At 64.4% G+C, this 18,001-nt stretch carries 17 protein-coding genes and 1 pseudogene; 8 read left to right on the top strand and 10 right to left on the bottom strand.

The annotated features are described in order from the left end of the window. Positions 1-51 precede the first annotated feature (51 nt). Genes M2S36_RS09475 through thiO form a run of 5 tightly spaced genes read left to right on the top strand, consistent with a single transcriptional unit; the run spans position 52 to position 2,876 of the window. The gene (locus tag M2S36_RS09475; RefSeq protein WP_333957056.1) at positions 52-234 is read left to right on the top strand and encodes a prepilin-type N-terminal cleavage/methylation domain-containing protein; all 183 of its coding nucleotides are present in this window, start codon (positions 52-54) and stop codon (positions 232-234) included. After that, positions 231-872 (top strand): PilW family protein, encoded by a 642-nt coding sequence (locus tag M2S36_RS09470; RefSeq protein ID WP_333957054.1) that lies wholly within the window; start codon positions 231-233, stop codon positions 870-872. Before M2S36_RS09475 ends, M2S36_RS09470 begins: the two co-directional genes overlap by 4 nt. Beyond that, positions 869-1,333, top strand: a complete 465-nt coding sequence (locus tag M2S36_RS09465) for a pilus assembly PilX family protein (RefSeq protein ID WP_333957052.1) — start codon at positions 869-871, stop codon at positions 1,331-1,333. Before M2S36_RS09470 ends, M2S36_RS09465 begins: the two co-directional genes overlap by 4 nt. A 1-nt stretch (position 1,334) precedes the next feature. Continuing rightward, positions 1,335-1,724: a type IV pilin protein gene (locus M2S36_RS09460; protein WP_207835480.1), complete on the top strand. Its 390-nt coding sequence runs from the start codon at positions 1,335-1,337 to the stop codon at positions 1,722-1,724. 54 nt (positions 1,725-1,778) lie between these two features. Beyond that, entirely contained in the window at positions 1,779-2,876 is a 1,098-nt protein-coding gene (gene thiO / locus M2S36_RS09455; RefSeq protein WP_333957051.1) for a glycine oxidase ThiO, read from the top strand. A gap of 114 nt (positions 2,877-2,990) precedes the next feature. Here thiO and M2S36_RS09450 read toward each other — a convergent pair whose 3' ends face one another. From M2S36_RS09450 to M2S36_RS09405, 10 genes are all read right to left on the bottom strand, one after another. Continuing rightward, on the bottom strand, positions 2,991-4,400 hold the full coding sequence (locus tag M2S36_RS09450) for an amidase (RefSeq protein WP_333957050.1): 1,410 nt from the start codon (positions 4,398-4,400) through the stop codon (positions 2,991-2,993). A gap of 1 nt (position 4,401) precedes the next feature. Beyond that, positions 4,402-5,679: a Zn-dependent hydrolase gene (locus M2S36_RS09445; RefSeq protein WP_233688118.1), complete on the bottom strand. Its 1,278-nt coding sequence runs from the start codon at positions 5,677-5,679 to the stop codon at positions 4,402-4,404. Between the two features lie 140 nt (positions 5,680-5,819). Next, positions 5,820-6,515 (bottom strand): ABC transporter ATP-binding protein, encoded by a 696-nt coding sequence (locus M2S36_RS09440; protein WP_047934069.1) that lies wholly within the window; start codon positions 6,513-6,515, stop codon positions 5,820-5,822. Continuing rightward, positions 6,515-7,267 carry an ABC transporter ATP-binding protein gene (locus M2S36_RS09435; protein ID WP_039614950.1) on the bottom strand — a complete coding sequence of 251 codons (753 nt, stop codon included), beginning with the start codon at positions 7,265-7,267 and terminating at the stop codon, positions 6,515-6,517. The genes M2S36_RS09440 and M2S36_RS09435 overlap by 1 nt, the downstream gene beginning before the upstream one ends. Further along, the gene (locus tag M2S36_RS09430; protein WP_039614951.1) at positions 7,267-8,286 is read right to left on the bottom strand and encodes a branched-chain amino acid ABC transporter permease; all 1,020 of its coding nucleotides are present in this window, start codon (positions 8,284-8,286) and stop codon (positions 7,267-7,269) included. Before M2S36_RS09430 ends, M2S36_RS09435 begins: the two co-directional genes overlap by 1 nt. Before the next feature lies 1 nt (position 8,287). Beyond that, positions 8,288-9,148: a branched-chain amino acid ABC transporter permease gene (locus M2S36_RS09425; RefSeq protein ID WP_063911143.1), complete on the bottom strand. Its 861-nt coding sequence runs from the start codon at positions 9,146-9,148 to the stop codon at positions 8,288-8,290. Between the two features lie 65 nt (positions 9,149-9,213). After that, positions 9,214-10,416 carry an ABC transporter substrate-binding protein gene (locus M2S36_RS09420; RefSeq protein WP_063911144.1) on the bottom strand — a complete coding sequence of 401 codons (1,203 nt, stop codon included), beginning with the start codon at positions 10,414-10,416 and terminating at the stop codon, positions 9,214-9,216. A gap of 90 nt (positions 10,417-10,506) precedes the next feature. Continuing rightward, the gene (locus M2S36_RS09415; protein WP_207835496.1) at positions 10,507-11,271 is read right to left on the bottom strand and encodes a FadR/GntR family transcriptional regulator; all 765 of its coding nucleotides are present in this window, start codon (positions 11,269-11,271) and stop codon (positions 10,507-10,509) included. 246 nt (positions 11,272-11,517) lie between these two features. Continuing rightward, the gene (locus M2S36_RS09410; protein WP_046617024.1) at positions 11,518-11,748 is read right to left on the bottom strand and encodes a PP0621 family protein; all 231 of its coding nucleotides are present in this window, start codon (positions 11,746-11,748) and stop codon (positions 11,518-11,520) included. Between the two features lie 94 nt (positions 11,749-11,842). Continuing rightward, positions 11,843-12,862, bottom strand: a complete 1,020-nt coding sequence (locus M2S36_RS09405) for an outer membrane protein assembly factor BamD (protein ID WP_333957049.1) — start codon at positions 12,860-12,862, stop codon at positions 11,843-11,845. Between the two features lie 147 nt (positions 12,863-13,009). Here M2S36_RS09405 and rluD point away from each other — a divergent pair, with 147 nt between their 5' ends. The 3 genes and pseudogenes from rluD to clpB all read left to right on the top strand — a co-directional run bounded on the left by rluD (position 13,010) and on the right by clpB (position 17,524). Further along, positions 13,010-13,972 (top strand): 23S rRNA pseudouridine(1911/1915/1917) synthase RluD, encoded by a 963-nt coding sequence (gene rluD, locus M2S36_RS09400; RefSeq protein ID WP_063911740.1) that lies wholly within the window; start codon positions 13,010-13,012, stop codon positions 13,970-13,972. After that, positions 13,969-14,706, top strand: a pseudogene (gene pgeF / locus M2S36_RS09395) (peptidoglycan editing factor PgeF); the annotation flags it as partial. The gene rluD and the pseudogene pgeF, both read left to right, overlap by 4 nt. Positions 14,707-14,959: 253 nt before the next feature. Then, entirely contained in the window at positions 14,960-17,524 is a 2,565-nt protein-coding gene (gene clpB / locus M2S36_RS09390; protein ID WP_063911148.1) for an ATP-dependent chaperone ClpB, read from the top strand. Positions 17,525-18,001: the final 477 nt, after the last annotated feature.

The following is an 18,001-nucleotide window of genomic DNA, read 5'->3' as shown; positions in this document are numbered from 1 at the left end:
CAGTCGCCCGGGTTCAATGCAATTGCGGGAAAAGTCGCAGGAGGTGCAGGGATGCGCGCAAGGCAATGGGGCATGACGCTGCTGGAGGTGCTGTTGGCAATGGTGGTCGTGGCCGTGGGCGTGTTTGCAGCGGCAGGGCTGCAACTGCAGGCATTGCAGGCTACCGACAGCGCACACCGCGAAGGGCAGGCGGCGTTGGCAGCGCACAGTGAGCGTGAACGGAGCAGGCGGTGAGGCGCCTCCAGGGTGGTTTCGGCTTGCTTGAGCTGACGCTGGCGCTGTCCATCGGGGTGATGTTGCTGGCGACGGCCAGCCAGCTCTTTGCCTCTGCTCACCAGGCTTGGCGCCTGCAACGTACGGCAGTGCGCATGCAGGATGAGGCGCGGCTGGCATTGCTGCGCATGGCGCAGGATATCCGCATGGCGGGGATGTTTGGTTGCCTGCGGATCGCGCCAGGTGACTTCAAGGCCGCGAGCGCACAGCAGGCATTCGCCCGCCCGCTGGAAGTTGATACCAGCACCCTGAGCCTGGTGGTGGCGGAGTTGCCGGGACAGGCTGGCAAGAGTGACTGGCTTTTGCAGACGGACTGTATCGAGAAGGTGGTCGTGCAAGCAGAGCGCGATGAGCGATACCCGTTGGCGTACCCCATCAGCAAGTACGTTTATCAGCTTCAGGGCAATGTGCTGAAGTTCAAGCGAGGAACAAGCTTTCAGCCGTTGGTGGAGAATGTGCGAGCGGCGCGTTTCGAACGTGTGCAAACGTCGCAGGGAGAGCGAGTGGATATCGCCCTGACGTTATACGAGCCCACGCTCAGGATCGAACAACGTCATGCACTGAGCGTGGCGTTGCGCAACCCGGTACCGGGGCGATGAAGCGTCAACACGGTGTCGTGTTGCTGTTGGCGTTGGTGTTGAGCCTGCTGCTAGGTTTGCTGACGACCTCGGCCCTGCGCGAAGCCGTGGTTGAAACACGCATGGCCGGCGACATGCACGATGGCCTGCTGGCATTTGAAGAGGCTGAGGCCACCTTGCAGACAGGGGCGAGCGAGCTTGAGCGGGCACCCCCTGATCCATGCACAGCGTGCTTTCCGCCAACCCGGCCGCATGATCTGCCGGGGCAGTGGCAGCACACGGCATCCGGTTACTTCCATATACAGAACCTGGGACCCAGTACTCGCGCCGCACACATGCCGGAAGGGCAGCAGGTCACCCTGTTCCGGATAACTGCCGTCAGCCGGCAAACCCAGTCACGCCATGTACTGGAAGCCGTCTACGCCGTGGCCGGCGACACAACCCGGCGCATCACCTGGCGGCAAAGATTGCGAGGAGACTGACATGCAGCAAGGCTTGAGCCTGATCGAGTTGTTGATTGTGCTGGCCGTGACCGGCATTCTGGCAGCCATTGCCTACCCCAGTTACAGCGACCAGCTACGGCGAGCCGCGCGCAGCGAAGTGGTTGGCCTGCTGCATGATGCCGCCCTGCGCCTGGAGCGCCACCGCCTACGCACTGGCCAATACGCCGAGGGCGACCCGGCCTTGCCCGACGGTACCCGCTATTACAGCCTGCAGGCCCGGCGCGACAGCGACACCTTCACGCTGCGCGCCCGGCGGCTGCCGAGCGGGCTGATGGCGCAGGACCGCTGTGGCGATTTCCAGCTCGACCAGGCCGGCGTGCAGCGCAATCCGGGGGCCGTTGCCGGCAGCGAGCACTGCTGGGGAAGCTGAAGGTTGAATGATGCCCGGTGCATCGCGGATTTACTTCAGGTGTTGGATCGACAGATGAGCAAGCAAGTAGTGGTGGTCGGCGGCGGGGTGATCGGCCTGCTGACGGCATTCAACCTGGCGGCCAAGGTCGGGCAGGTGGTGGTGTGTGATCAGGGTGAAGTCGGCCGCGAATCGTCCTGGGCCGGCGGTGGCATCGTCTCGCCGCTGTACCCGTGGCGCTACAGCCCGGCCGTGACCGCCTTGGCACACTGGTCGCAAGACTTTTATCCACAGCTGGGCGAGCGCTTGTTCGCCAGCACCGGCGTCGACCCCGAAGTGCACACCACCGGCCTGTACTGGCTCGACCTGGACGACGAGGCCGAAGCGCTGGCCTGGGCCGAGCGCGAGCAGCGGCCGCTGAGTGCCGTGGATATCTCGGCGGCCTATGACGCGGTGCCGGTGCTGGGCCCGGGCTTCAAGCGGGCCATCTACATGGCTGGTGTGGCCAACGTGCGCAACCCGCGCCTGGTGAAGTCGCTCAAGGCGGCATTGCTGGCGTTGCCCAACGTGACCTTGCGTGAGCACTGCCAGATTACCGGCTTCGTCCAGCAAGGCGGTCGCGTGACCGGTGTGCAGACGGCAGACGGCGTGCTGGCGGCGGATGAGGTGGTGCTCAGTGCCGGTGCCTGGAGTGGCGACCTGCTGCGCACGCTTGGCCTTGCGCTGCCGGTGGAGCCGGTGAAGGGCCAGATGATTTTGTTCAAGTGTGCCGAAGACTTCCTGCCGAGCATGGTGTTGGCCAAGGGGCGCTATGCCATCCCGCGGCGTGACGGGCATATTCTGGTGGGTAGCACGCTGGAGCATGCCGGTTATGACAAGACTCCGACCGAGGAGGCGCTGGAAAGCCTGAAGGCGTCGGCGGTGGAGTTGTTGCCTGAGCTCGAGGGGGCCACGGTGGTGGCGCATTGGGCCGGGCTGCGGCCAGGTTCGCCGGAAGGTATTCCGTACATCGGGCCGGTGCCGGGGCATGCGGGGTTGTGGCTGAACTGCGGGCATTACCGCAACGGGCTGGTGCTGGCGCCGGCTTCGTGTCAGCTGTTTACCGACCTGTTGACCGGGGCAGCGCCGATCATTGACCCGGCGCCGTATGCGCCAGCCGGGCGGCTGGGCTGAGGGCCTCTTCGCGGGTAAACCCGCTCCCACAGGTACATCACAGGTTTCGAAAACTGTGCGATCCCTGTGGGAGCGGGTTTACCCGCGAAAGGGCCGGAGCGGCCAGTAGATATTTCAGCCGGTAATGGGGGCTTGCAAGTGCCGGCTTGGGTAATGCTGCTCATACACCTTGCACACCCGCAGTACCTGCTCATCGGCAAAGCGCCCGGCCACCACCTGCAGCCCCACCGGCAACCCCTCGCGGGTGAACCCGCACGGCACCGAAGCCGCCGGCTGCTGGGTCAGGTTGAAGGGATAGCTGAACGGCGTCCATTCCATCCACTGCGTCATCCCCGACCCCGGCGGCACATTGTGCCCGGCCTCGAATGCCACCAGCGGTAGCATCGGCGATACCAGCACGTCATGTCGCTGGTGGAAGGCATTCATCTTGGCGATCAACTCTGCGCGTGCCTCCAGGGCCTGGGTGTATTCGCCAAGGCTGATTCGCGCACCCTGTTCGGCAATCCAGCGCAGCCCTGGGTCAAGCAGCGCCCGCTGTTCATCGCTGAACGCACTGGCCAACCGCGCCGCCCCGGCAAACCACAGGGTATTGAACGTCTCCAGCGGGTCACTGAACCCTGGGTCGGCTTCCTCAACCTGTGCGCCCAGCCGTGCCAGGCGCTGCACGGCCTGGGCCACCAGTGCCTGGACCTGCGGGTCGACCTGCACGTAACCGAAGTTGGCACTGTAGGCAATACGCAGGCCGCTCAGGTCCTGTTCCTGGCCCAGCCACGGCGCCTGCCTGGGTGCGCCGGCCAACCCGTCACGGGCATCGGGGCGGGCTACGCAGTCGAGCATCAGTACCGAATCGTCGACGGTGCGCGTCATCGGCCCCAGATGCGACAGCACGGTCATGGCACTGGCCGGCCATTGCGGTACGTGGCCGAAGGTCGGCTTGATGCCGAAGGTGCCGGTAAAGGCGCAAGGGATGCGAATCGAGCCGCCGGCGTCGCTGCCCTGGTGCAGCACGCCCAGGTTCAACGCGGCTGCCGCCGCAGCGCCACCGGACGAGCCGCCGGCGGTCAGCCGGGTGTCCCAGGGGTTGCGGGTGATGCCGTACAGCGGGTTGTCGGTCACCCCCTTCCAACCGAACTCTGGCGTGGTGGTCTTGCCCACCAACACAGCGCCGGCTTCGCGCATGAAGGCTGTGAAGGGCGCATCGACTGCCCACGGGCCGGCGCCCGAGGTGGTGCGCGAGCCCTTGCGTGTGGGCATGCCACGGGTCAGGGTCAGATCCTTGATCGAGGCGGGTACGCCATCCAGCCGGCCGCAGGGCTCGCCACGCTGCCAGCGCTGTTCGCTGGCGTGGGCGGCGACGCGGGCACCTTCGCCGTCGACATGGCAATAGGCGTTGACTGCCGGGTTGTGTAGGTCGATGCGCGCCAGCACATCGTCGATCACCTCGACCGGTGACAGTTGGCGGCGCTGGTACAACTCGAGCAGTTCGACGGCGGTGAACTCGCCAATCGCGGTTTTCTGGGTCATCTCAACGGGCTCCCGGGTTGGCGGCCTGGAGCATGGCGCGCAGCAGCACGTCGCAGCCATCGGCCAGGTCCTGTGGCGCGGCATTTTCGATTTCGTTGTGGCTGATGCCGCCTTCGCAGGGCACGAAGATCATCCCGGCCGGGCCCAGTTCAGCGAGGAAGATCGCGTCGTGGCCGGCGCCGCTGACGATATCCATGTGGCTCAGGCCCAGCTCCCGCGCGCCTTGGCGCACGGCGTCCACGCACTGCTCGGCGAAGTACAGCGGCGGGAAGTCGGCGGTTGGCGTCAGCTCGTAACTCAACCCGTGCCTTGCCGTGCTGGTTTCAATGGCCGCGCGTACTTCGCTGACCATGGTGGCGAGGTGCTCGGGGTCGAGGTGGCGCAGGTCGATGGTCATCTGCACCTGGCCGGGGATGACATTGCGCGAGCCCGGGTGCAGGTTCAGGCAGCCGACGGTGCCGCAGGCATGCGGCTGGTGGGCGTGGGCCACGCGGTTGACCGCAGCCACCACCTCGGCGGCACCGACCAGGGCATCCTTGCGCAGGTGCATCGGAGTGGGGCCGGCATGGGCCTCGACGCCGGTCAGTACCAGGTCGAACCACTTCTGCCCCAGGCAGCCTTGGACCACGCCAATGGTGGTGCGCTGGTCTTCCAGCACCGGGCCCTGTTCGATATGCGCCTCGAAGTAGGCACCGACGGCATGCCCGGTGGGCACGCGTGGGCCGGCGTAACCGATGCGTTGGAGTTCCGCACCTACCGACAGGCCCTGGTCGTCGACCTTGGCCAAGGTCTCCTGCAGGCCGAACTTACCGGCGAACACCCCCGAGCCCATCATGCACGGCGGGAAGCGCGAGCCTTCCTCGTTGGTCCATACCACCACTTCCAGCGGGGCTTCGGTGGTCAGGTCCAGGTCGTTCAGGGTGCGCAACACCTCGAGGCCGGCCATGACCCCGTAGCAGCCGTCGAACTTGCCACCGGTGGGTTGGGTGTCGATGTGGCTGCCGGTCATCACTGGCGGCAGGGCCGGGTTGCGCCCGGGGCGGCGGGCGAAGATGTTGCCGATGGCGTCGATGCTGACCGTGCAGCCGGCGTCTTCGCACCAGCGCACGAACAGGTCACGGGCCTGGCGGTCGAGGTCGGTCAGGGCCAGGCGGCATACGCCACCTTTGGCGGTGGCGCCGAGCCGTGCCAGGTCCATCAGCGATTGCCAGAGGCGTTCGCGGTTGACCAGCGGGCCCTGGCCGAGCAGGTGCTGCGAGGGAACGATGCGGGTGTTCATGGTTCATCTCTCCTGAAATGACTGGGTTGCTTGTACTGGCCTCTTCGCGGGCTTGCCCGCTCCCACAGGGACATCACTGCCTTCAGGTGTGGGAGCGGGTTTACCCGCGAAGAGGCCAGTACAGGTAAACGAGGCCTGTATCAGGCACTCAGGGCCAGGTAACGGTTCTTGATGCTCGGGTCCTCGCGGAACTGCGCCGCACTGCCCTGGTAGGCGACGCGGCCCTGTTCCAGCACGTAGTGGCGGTCGGCGAGGGCATCGCAGACCATCAGGTTCTGCTCCACCAGCAGAATCGACAGGCCTTCGTCCTTGATCCGCCGCAGAATCCTCACCAGTTCGTCGACGATCACCGGGGCCAGGCCTTCTGTGGGCTCGTCAAGGATCAGCAGCTTGGGGCCGTTGAGCAGGGCGCGGGCGATGGCCAGCATCTGCTGCTCGCCGCCGGACAGGGCGAAACCGCCGTTGCGGCGCCGTTCCTTCAGCCGCGGGAACATGCTGTACACGTCTTCCAGCTGCCAGCGGCTGTCCTTGCGAACGGCAATCCTCAGGTTCTCCTCCACGCTGAGCTGGCGAAAGATGCCACGGTGCTCCGGCACCAGGGCAATGCCGAGCCGGGCGATATCGAAGATTTCGCGGCCGACCAACTGCTGGCCGTTGAAGCTGATCTGCCCCTGCCGTGGGCGGACGATGCCGAGGATGCTGCGCAGGGTAGTGGTCTTGCCGGCGCCATTGCGCCCCAGCAGGGTCACCAGTTCGCCAGCTTCGACCTTGAGCGAGACGCCTTCGAGCACATGGCTCTTGTCGTAGTAGGAATGGATCGAATCGACGTTGAGCATCAGGCGGCCTCTCCAAGGTAGGCGGTGCGGACACGCTCGTCGTTGCGCACCTGTTCAGGGGTACCCTCGACCAGGATCTGGCCGTGGCTCATCACCGTGATGCGCTGGCTGATCGACATGACGATGCTCATGTTGTGCTCGATCAGCAGCACGGTGTGGTCGCGGCCGAGGTCGCTGATCAGATCGGTCATCACCGGTATGTCGTCGATGCCCATGCCCGAAGTGGGTTCGTCGAGCATCAGCAGGGTGGGTTTGGCGCAGATCGACATACCCACCTCCAGCACCCGTTGCTGGCCGTGCGACAGCTCGCCGGCCAGGGTCTCGGCGCGGGCGGCAAGCTTCAGGCGCTCCAGCACCTGGTCGGCGGTGTCCCAATGGCTGCGCTTGTGCTCGACGCTGCGCCAGAAGTTCAGAGCACCCAGGCCATCGCGGCCCTGGGCGGCCAGGCGCAGGTTCTCGCGCACCGACAGGTTCTGGAACAGGCTGGTGAGCTGGAACGAACGGGCCATGCCCAGCGCCACGCGCCCGTGGGACGGCTTGCGGATGATGTCCTGGCCGTTGAACAGGATCTTGCCCGCAGTGGCCTGGCGCTCGCCGGTCAGGCAGTGGAACAGGCTGGTCTTGCCGGCGCCGTTGGGGCCGATGATGGTGTGGATGGAGCCGGCGCGAACCTTGAGGTCGACACCCGCAACCGCCTTGAACGGCCCGTAGGCCAGCTCGAGCTGGCGGGTTTCCAGGAGGTAGTCGCTCATCACAGGGTCTCCTTGGTCTTGGCCTGGGGTTTGTCATTGGCATTGCGGTTAGCCAGCAGGCGCTTGCCCAGTTCGGCCAGGCCGCCCCACAGGCCGCCACGCATGAACACCACCACCAGGATCAGGATCACCCCCAGCAGCATCAGCCAGCGCGGCCACAGCTCCGACAGCACATCGCCCAGCAGCACGATGGCGCCGGCCCCCAGCAGCGAGCCGAACAGCGAGCCGGTGCCGCCGACGATGGTCATGATCAGGATGTTCTCGCTCATCATCAGGTCGATGTTCGACAGCGGCGCAAAGTGCAGCAGCATGGCGTACAGCGCCCCGGCGATACCGGTGATGGCGCCCGACAGCATGAACACCAGGATCTTGAAGTGGCGGGTGTCGTAGCCGATGGCTGCGGCGCGGGTCTCGTTTTCGCGGATGGCCAGCAGGGTGCTGCCGAATGGCGAGCGGATCACCCGCAGGGCGCCGGCAAAGATCAGCAGGAACAGTACCGCGACGAACACATAGAAGTGCCGTGGGTCGGCCAGGTCGACCAGCACATGGCCGGCGATTTCGATGTTGGGCCGGGGCACATCGAGCAGGCCGTTGTCACCGCCGGTCCAGCCGCTGAGGGTGTAGGCCAGAAAGTAGGCCATCTGGCTGAAGGCCAGGGTCAGCATGACGAAGTAGATACCCGTGCGGCGGATCGCCAGGGCGCCTACCAGCAGCGCCAGGAAGGCACCGAACACGGCTGCGCCAAGCAGCGCGGCGAACATGCCCCACTGCAGGTGGATCATCAGCAGCGCCGCGCCATAGGCGCCTACGCCAAAGAAGATGCCCTGGCCGAACGACAGCAGGCCGGTGTAGCCGAGCAGCAGGTTGCAGGCCAGCGCCGCCAGGGCAAAGATCAGGATCTCGGTGGCCAGGGTGGCCGATGGCAGCAGCAGCGGCAGTGCCACCAGGCTGGCGACCACCAGCAACAGCAGGGCCGGGGCGCGGCCCTTGGCGACCGGCAAAGGGTTTTTCTCACTCATCTCAAGCTCTCCCGAACAGGCCATAGGGGCGGACCAGGATGACTGCGGCCATGGCACCGTAGATCATCAGGCTGGCGCCTTGCGGCCAGAGGCTGGTCATCATGCTTTGCACCACACCCACCAGCAGGCCGCCGACCAGGGCACCGCCGAACGAGCCCATGCCGCCGATCACCACCACCACGAAGGCGATGCCGAGGATTTCCGGGCCGACGAAGGGCTGGGCGCCACGCAGCGGTGCGAACAGCACGCCCGCCACGCCGGCCAGGCCCACGCCCAGGGCGAAGGTCAGGGAGAACAGGCGGAAGATGTTGGTGCCCAGCAGCGACACGGTTTCGGTGCTTTCGCTGCCGGCCCGCACCAGGGCGCCGAAGCGGGTGCGCTCCAGCAGCAGCCACAGGCCAAGGCCGATCAGCGCGGCGAAACCGATCAGGAACAGCCGGTAGTAGGGGTAGATGAAGTCACCGATGATCAGCACCCCGCGCAACTCCGGCGGCACGGCAATGTTCTTGCCCACCGGGCCCCAGATCAGTACCGAGGCTTCCTGGATGATCAGCGCGATACCGAGGGTGACGAGGATCTGGAAGGTGTGGGGCAGGTGGTAGATGCGCTTGATCAACAGGCGCTCGACCGCCCAGGCCAGCGCCGCCACCACCAGTGGTGCGATCAGCAGGGCCAGCCAGAAGTTGCCGGTAATGGCGACGGCGGTGTAGCACAGGTAGGCGCCCAGCAGGAAGAACGCGCCGTGGGCGAAGTTGACGAAGTTGAGCAGGCCGAAAATGATCGTCAGGCCCACGGCGATGAGGAAGTAGATCATCCCCAGGCCCAGGCCGTTGAGCAGTTGGAACAGGTACAAATCGAGCATGAGCGTGCCCTCGACAGCGCGCGTTGCGGCTGCCTGTACGAGTGTTTGTGACTGACGCCGTGGCTTCAGGCCAGGGCGCAACCGGTGTGGTCGACTTCGACGAACGAACGGCCCGAGCTGATGACTTCGGCCAGGTCGTCCTCGTCGCGCATCTGCCCCTGGGGCTTGCCGCGCAGCAGGTAGTAATCCTTGAGCACCTGGTGGTCGCCCGGGCGGATCAGTTCTTCGCCGGTAGGGCCCTGGAAGCGCATGCCCTGCAACGCCGCGGATACGGCGGCGCCATCAAGGCTGCCGGCCTTGATGATGGCTTCGAGCATGACCTTGGTGCCGATGTAGTCGGCCGCCAGCGGGTAGTTGGGGTTGATGCCATAGGCCTTGCGGGTGGCAGCGACCAGCTGCTTGTTCAGTGGGGTATCGACCTGGTGCCAGTACTGTGCGCCCAGGTACACGCCTTCGAGCACGTCGCTGCCCAGCTCCTGGAACTGGTCGAGGCCGGCGGACCACACAATCAGCACTTTCATGCGCTCCTTGATGCCGAAGTTCACTGCCTGGCGCAGGGCGTTGGACGCCTGGCTGCCGAAGTTGAGCAGCACCAGCACGTCGGGCCTGGCGGCGATGGCGTTGGTCAGGTAGCCGGAAAACTCCTGTTCCTGCAGCGAGTGGTAGCTGTTGCCGATGTGTTCCACGCCGAGCTCGGCGAACACCTTGCGGGCGTTGTCCAGCAGGGCATCGCCGAACACGTATTGCGGGGTGATGGTGTACCAGCGCTTGGCCTGTGGCAGCTGACGGATCATCGGCACCAGCGTTTCGCGGATGGCGCCGTAGGTGGGCACCGACCAGCGGAAGGTCGAGGCATTGCAGTCCTTGCCGGTGATTTCGTCGGCGCCGACCGGGGTCATGAACACGCCACCGGCCTTGTGGATTTCCTTCGACACCGCCAGAGCCGAGGACGACAGCGTGCAGCCCTGGAAGAAGCGGGCGCCATCCTGGCCGATGGCTTCCTGCACCTTGCGCACCGCCTTGCCGGCGTTGCCTTCGGTATCGATGACCTTGTACTTGAGCGGGTGGCCGAGCAGTTGCGGGTATTCGGCGATGGCCAGGCGCGAGCCCATGTCGGCGTACTTGCCGTAGCTGGCGAAGGCGCCAGACATGGACTTGAGCCCATAGAAGGTCAATGGTTGGTCGGCGAATGCCCGGTGCGCTCCCAGGGGGAGGCTCCCTAAGGCACCCAGGGCAAGGCCTGCCTTGAGCAGGGTACGTCTTTGCATGAGTAACTCCTTGGTTGTGGTTATTAGGCAGGAGTGGCAATGACAAAGCGGGTACGGCCGGGCCTGTGTGCAGGCCTCTTTCCAGGCGGATCAGTGGTGGTGTTCGAACTCCAGCAGGAAGTTGCGGGCAACCTCGCCTTCCAGCGCGGTCATGTGGTGTTCGGCGTCGCACATGTGTTCGTGCATCAGCCGGCGTACGGCAGGCTCGTCGCTGGCGCGCAGGGCGATGAGCAATTGCTTGTGGTAGGCGATGTTGGCAGCGGCGAACTGCTGGCGCTTGGGCAGGTATGCCTTTTTCAGCACCACCAGGTCGCGTAGCAGGTCGTTGAGGAACACCGCCATGAAACGCAGCAACGGGTTGGGGCAGCGGTCGGCCAGCAGGGTGTGGAATTCCAGCTCTGCCAGGCGCTGTTCGCGCTGGCCTTCCTCGCTGTCTTCCGGGGCGCTGCAGAAATCGATGTTGGCCTGCAGCGCGGCGTAGTCGGCTTCGCTCAGCTTGCCCATGACCGATACCGCCAGCTCCACCTCGATGACCTTGCGCAGCTGGTAAACCTGTTCGCCGTCCAGGTGCTGGAAATGCAGGTAGTTACGCAGCGCGCGGCTGGCAGGTTCAGTGCCCACTTCATTGAGGTAGGCGCCGCCGCTCGGGCCGGTGCGGGTGCTGACCAGGCCCTCGACCTCCAGGGCCTTGAGCGCTTCGCGGGCGGTACCCTTGGAGCATTCGAAATGTTCCATCAGCTCACGCTCGGTGGGCAGGCGGTCGCCGGGGTGCAGCGCTTCGGTGACGATCGAGCGTTTTACCGATTCGACGATCACATCGGACAGCTTCTGGCGTTTGCGTTTGGGTTTGAGCATTTCGCTATTTTTCATATTTATGCGGATAAATAGGATTTAGCGAGTTTTGCCGGGGTGGGTCAATGCTGGCGGCGGGGGTGGGGTCGCAAATGGTGCGAAAGGGTCGGGGAGGGATAAGTGAAGTCCGGATTCACCACACAACCTGTGGGAGCGGCTTTAGNNCGGTGCCATGCACCGCGTTGGATTCTTCGCGGCTAAAGCCGCTCCCACAGGGTACGCGGGGCCATCTCCCACAGGGTACTGTGTTCAGTTCTGGCGGCCTGGGCCCTGTTGCAGGTGTGCCTGGCTGCAATACCACTCGTTGCCCTGCTGCAGCGCCCGGTCATTGGGCAGGTGCACGCCACAATGGGCGCAGCGCACCATCTTCAGCGGCGCATCCAGCTTGGCCTCGGGGTGCGACTGTTGGCTGGCTTTGAACTTGCGCCACAGCCAGAACGCGGCGGCGATCAGGGCGATCCAGAAAAGTAGGCGAACCATGGTGTCCAGCTTGTCGGTTGAAGAAGCCGACAGTCTAGGACGCGGCCAATAAAAAAGGGAGGCCCAAGGCCTCCCTTTCATGTACCGCTGCGTATCAGTCGAACAGACCAAAGGTCATGTAGCTGAACCAGGAGCGGTCCTTCGCGGCTTCCTTCGGCCCTTCCGGCACGATCGGATCACCGTTCTCGTCCGTCGGCAGCAGCTCACGTGGCATCTCGTCGCGTGCGTCCTGGAACTGCTTGACCACGTCCTGGTTGGCGCGGGTTTCGCCCGGCGGCAGCGGGGTGTCGGTTTCGATCAGGCCCAGGGTGGCCTTGGACAGCCAGCCACGGCCGTCAGACTCGGTCTGCTTGGGCTGGAATTCGCCATCGACCAGGCTCGGGTGGTCCGGGTAGTTGAGCTTGAGGGTTTCCAGGCTGGTGGCGGCCAGTTCGTCCAGGTGCATCTTCTGGTACGCCTCGACCATCACCGCCAGGCCGTCGCCGACCGATGGGGTTTCCTGGAAGTTCTCCACCACGTAGCGGCCACGGTTGGCAGCGGCTACATAGGCCTGGCGGCTCAGGTAGTAGTCGGCCACATGGATTTCGTACGAGGCCAGCAGGTTGCGCAGGTAGATCATGCGCTGCTTGGCGTCGGGCGCGTAACGGCTGTTGGGGAAGCGGCTGGTCAGTTGGGCGAACTCGTTGTACGAGTCGCGTGCGGCTCCCGGGTCACGCTTGGTCATGTCCAGCGGCAGGAAGCGCGCCACCAGGCCACGGTCCTGGTCGAACGAAGTCAGGCCCTTGAGGTAGTAGGCGTAGTCGACGTTCGGGTGCTGCGGGTGCAGGCGGATGAAGCGCTCGGCGGCCGACTTGGCAGCCTCGGGCTCGGCGTTCTTGTAGTTGGCGTAGATCAGCTCGAGCTGCGCCTGGTCGGCATAGCGGCCGAACGGGTAGCGCGACTCCAGGGCCTTGAGCTTGTTCACGGCACTGGTGTAGCTGGAATTGTCCAGGTCAGCTTGCGCCTGCTGGTACAGCTCGGCCTCGCTGAGGTTCTCGTCAATCACTTCTTTATTGGAGGAACAGGCCGCGGTGAGCCCGAGGATGGCGATCAGCAGCAGGTGTTTCACTTGCATGGCGGCTTGCGTCCCTTTGACGGCCGCTGTCTTGGGCGGTGCCGTCCTGTTATGATGAGCGCCCCGGCCAACCCCGGGACAAAAGAAGTCGTATTTAACCACAAGCTCGCAGCCGAAACCAAAGGCTGTGCGCCCGCCGAATCGAGCATGTCCGAGATCATTCAACTTAGCGCAGAGGTGCCGTCCGAACTGGGCGGTCAACGCCTCGACCAGGTCGCCGCCCAATTGTTCGCCGAGTACTCGCGTTCCCGGCTGACTTCGTGGATCAAAGAAGGCCGCCTGACGGTCGATGGTGCCGTGGTGCGCCCTCGAGACCTCGTCTATGGTGGCTCGCAACTTGTCCTGGAGGCCGAGCAAGAGGCCCAGGGCGAGTGGGTCGCCGAAGATATCGAGCTGGATATCGTCTACGAAGACGACCATATCATGGTGATCAACAAGCCTGCCGGGCTGGTTGTGCACCCGGCCGCCGGGCATGCCAGCGGGACTTTGCTCAATGCACTGCTGCACCACGTGCCTGACATCGTCAACGTACCGCGCGCCGGTATCGTCCACCGCCTGGACAAGGACACCACCGGCCTGATGGTAGTGGCCAAGACCTTGCAGGCGCAGACCCGGCTGGTCGAGCAGATGCAGGCGCGCAAGGTCAGCCGCATCTATGAGTGCATCGTGATTGGCGTGGTCACTGCCGGCGGCAAGATCGATGCCCCGATCGGCCGCCACGGCGGCATGCGCCAGCGCATGGCGGTCACCGACGGCGGCAAGCCGGCGGTCAGCCACTACCGTGTGCTCAAGCGCTTCCGCTCGCACACCCACGTGCGGGTCAAGCTGGAAACCGGCCGTACCCACCAGATTCGCGTGCACATGGCTCACGTTGGCTTCCCGTTGGTCGGCGACCAGACCTACGGCGGGCGCTTCCGCATTCCGCCGGCCGCCAGCCCGACCATGGTCGAGGCGGTGAAAACCTTCCCGCGCCAGGCACTGCATGCACGCTTCCTGGCATTGGCTCACCCGATTACCGGTGAAGTCATGAAGTGGGAATCGCCGCTGCCGGATGACTTCGTCTGGTTGCTGTCGCTGCTGAACCAGGACCGCGAGAGCTTTATCGGATGAGTGGCCTGACGCAGTCGCTGCTGTTCCCCGACTGGCCTGCTCCGGCCTCGGTGCGCGCCTGTGTCACCACCCGCCAGGGCGGTATCAGCCTGCCGCCCTATGAAACCTTCAACCTTGGTGACCATGTTGGGGACGACCCTGTCGCGGTGGCCGAGAACCGCCGTCGCCTGAGCGACGAATTCGCCATCCAGCCGGCCTGGCTCAAGCAGGTGCACGGGCTGGTGGTGGCGGATGCCAATCCGGCCGTGGTGGCCGAGGCTGACGCCAGCTGGACCGGCCAGCCTGGCATCGCCTGCACCGTGATGACTGCCGATTGCCTGCCTGTGCTGTTCTGCGACCGGGCCGGTACCCGCGTGGCGGCGGCGCATGCTGGCTGGCGTGGGCTGGCCGGTGGTGTGCTGGAAGCCACCCTGGATCGCTTGGCACTGCCGCCCGAAGAGGTGCTGGTGTGGTTGGGGCCGGCGATTGGCCCGCAGGCCTTCGAAGTGGGGCTGGAAGTGCGTGACGCCTTTACGGCGGTGCACCCGGAAGCGGGCAGGGCCTTTGTCGATGGTGCCCGGCCGGGCAAGCTGATGGCCGACATCTATGAGCTGGCGCGTATCCGTTTGGCGGCGCGTGGGGTGACTGCTGTTCATGGCGGTGGCTTGTGCACGGTCAGCGATGAGCGGTTCTTCTCCTATCGGCGTACCCCGCAGGGTGGGCGTTTTGCTTCCCTGGTGTGGCTGGAACCTCGGCAGCCTGTACCGGCCTCTTCGCGGGTAAACCCGCTCCCACAGGCTAATCACAGGCCTTGAGAGCGGTGCAGGACCTGTGGGAGCGGGTTCACCCGCGAATGGCCCGGCGCCAACCCAACAGGTTGACTTCGGTCAACCCCGCTACGCTTGAATCTTCCAGAATCAGCCTTATCTATAAAGTCATCTCAGGCAGGTTTCTTCATAAACAGGCGCTGTCCATCGCTCCGACCTGCCCTTTAAAGGAAGGTACCCCATGCGAATAGACCGTTTGACCAGCAAGCTGCAGCTTGCATTATCCGATGCCCAATCCCTGGCCGTTGGCATGGACCACCCCGCCATCGAGCCCGTGCACCTGTTGCAGGCGCTGCTCGAACAGCAGGGCGGTTCGATCAAGCCGCTGCTGATGCAGGTGGGCTTCGACATCAACAGCCTGCGCCAGGCGCTGGTGAAAGAACTCGACCAGCTGCCGAAAATCCAGAACCCCACCGGCGACGTGAACATGTCGCAGGACCTGGCGCGCCTGCTCAACCAGGCCGACCGCCTGGCCCAGCAGAAGGGCGACCAGTTCATTTCCAGCGAGCTGGTGCTGCTGGCCGCCATGGACGAGAACAGCAAGCTCGGCAAGCTGTTGCTGGGCCAGGGCGTGAGCAAGAAAGCCCTGGAAAACGCCATCAACAACCTGCGGGGCGGCGCGGCCGTCAACGACGCCAATGCCGAGGAATCGCGCCAGGCGCTGGACAAGTACACCGTCGACCTGACCAAGCGTGCCGAAGAAGGCAAGCTGGACCCGGTGATCGGCCGTGACGACGAAATCCGCCGTACCGTGCAGGTGCTGCAACGCCGTACCAAGAACAACCCGGTGCTGATCGGTGAGCCAGGCGTAGGTAAAACCGCCATCGCCGAAGGCCTGGCCCAGCGCATCATCAATGGTGAAGTGCCCGACGGCCTGAAGGGCAAGCGCCTGCTGGCGCTGGACATGGGCGCGCTGATTGCCGGTGCCAAGTACCGTGGTGAGTTCGAAGAACGCCTCAAAGGCCTGCTGAACGAGCTGTCCAAGCAGGAAGGGCAGATCATCCTGTTCATCGACGAACTGCACACCATGGTCGGCGCCGGCAAAGGCGAGGGCGCCATGGACGCTGGCAACATGCTCAAGCCGGCCCTGGCCCGTGGCGAGCTGCACTGCGTTGGTGCCACCACGCTGAACGAGTACCGCCAGTTCATCGAGAAGGACGCAGCCCTGGAGCGCCGCTTCCAGAAGGTGCTGGTCGAAGAGCCGAGCGAGGAAGACACCATCGCCATCCTGCGTGGCCTGAAAGAGCGCTATGAAGTGCACCACAAGGTGGCCATCACCGACGGCGCCATCATCGCTGCGGCCAAGCTCAGCCACCGCTACATCACCGACCGCCAGCTGCCGGACAAGGCCATCGACCTGATCGACGAAGCGGCCAGCCGCATCCGTATGGAGATCGACTCCAAGCCGGAAGTGCTTGACCGCCTGGACCGTCGCCTGATCCAGCTGAAGGTGGAATCGCAGGCGCTGAAGAAGGAAGAAGACGAAGCGGCGAAAAAACGCCTGGAGAAGCTGACCGAGGAAATCGAGCGACTGGAGCGTGAATACGCCGACCTGGAAGAAATCTGGGCCTCCGAGAAGGCCGAGGTGCAAGGCTCGGCGCAGATCCAGCAAAAGATCGAACAGGCCCGCCAGGAGCTGGAAACCGCCCGTCGCAAAGGCGACCTGAGCCGCATGGCCGAGCTGCAGTACGGAGTGATCCCGGACCTGGAGCGCAGCCTGCAGATGGTCGACCAGCACGGCAAGACCGAGAACCAGTTGCTGCGCAACAAGGTCACCGAGGAAGAAATTGCCGAAGTGGTGTCGAAGTGGACCGGTATTCCGGTGGCCAAGATGCTCGAAGGCGAGCGTGAAAAGCTGCTGAAGATGGAAGAGCTGCTGCACCAGCGCGTGATTGGCCAGAGCGAGGCGGTAACCGCCGTGGCCAACGCCGTGCGCCGTTCGCGTGCCGGGCTGTCCGACCCGAACCGGCCGAGTGGTTCGTTCATGTTCCTTGGCCCGACCGGGGTGGGCAAGACCGAGCTGTGCAAGGCGCTGGCCGAGTTCCTGTTCGACACCGAAGAGGCGATGGTGCGCATCGACATGTCCGAGTTCATGGAGAAGCATTCCGTGGCTCGCCTGATCGGCGCCCCACCAGGTTATGTCGGGTATGAAGAGGGCGGTTACCTGACCGAGGCGGTACGGCGCAAGCCATACTCGGTGGTGCTGCTGGACGAGGTGGAGAAGGCCCACCCGGATGTGTTCAACGTGCTGCTGCAGGTGCTGGAAGACGGCCGCCTGACCGACAGCCACGGGCGCACCGTGGACTTCCGCAACACCGTGATCGTGATGACCTCCAACCTGGGCTCGGCGCAGATCCAGGAACTGGTGGGTGACCGCGAGGCACAGCGTGCGGCAGTGATGGATGCGGTGGGTTCGCACTTCCGTCCGGAGTTCATCAACCGTATCGACGAAGTGGTGGTGTTCGAGCCGCTGGGCCGTGAGCAGATTGCCGGCATTACCGAAATCCAGCTGGGCCGCCTGCGCAGCCGCCTGCTGGAGCGCGAACTGTCGCTGAGCCTGAGCCCGGAGGCGTTGGACAAGCTGATTGCTGTGGGTTACGACCCGGTGTACGGCGCACGGCCGCTGAAGCGGGCGATCCAGCGCTGGATCGAAAACCCGCTGGCGCAGTTGATCCTGGCAGGCAAGTTCATGCCGGGGACGGCGATTACCGCCAAGGTGGAAGGCGACGAAATCGTCTTCGGCTGATTTGTTGCACCATGAGCCCCGCATCTGCGGGGCTTTTTTTTGCCTGTGCCGGCCCCTTCGCGGGTAAACCCGCTCCCACAGGATTACCTACCGCTCAAAGGCCTGTGCAGTACCTGTGGGAGCGGGCGAGCCCGCGAAGAGGCCGGCACAGCCCCAGCAAATCCGGGTCTTTCCAGCCTTCCTGGATAACTTGCTGAAATTTTTGAAATTTTTGCTTGCATCTAAAATCGAGTGCCCCTAATATACGCCGCGTTGTCAGGCACTAAGCGAATCACCAGCAACACCGGTGACCGCAAAACAACTTACAAATCAGTAAGTTGAATGAAAAAAAGTGGTTGACAAGCAAAACGAAGAATGTAGAATAGCCGGCCTCAGCAGCTGCAACGCGAAAGCGGATAGCCAAAGAGACCGAAGCTAACACAAGCTTCGAAGCTGTAAAGATGTACCGAAGTTCAGTTCCGCGATAGCTCAGTCGGT

Source organism: Pseudomonas sp. SF2 (assembly GCF_036858055.1).
In the GTDB taxonomy this organism is placed as follows: domain Bacteria; phylum Pseudomonadota; class Gammaproteobacteria; order Pseudomonadales; family Pseudomonadaceae; genus Aquipseudomonas.
This window is presented reverse-complemented; position numbering and strand designations above follow the sequence as displayed.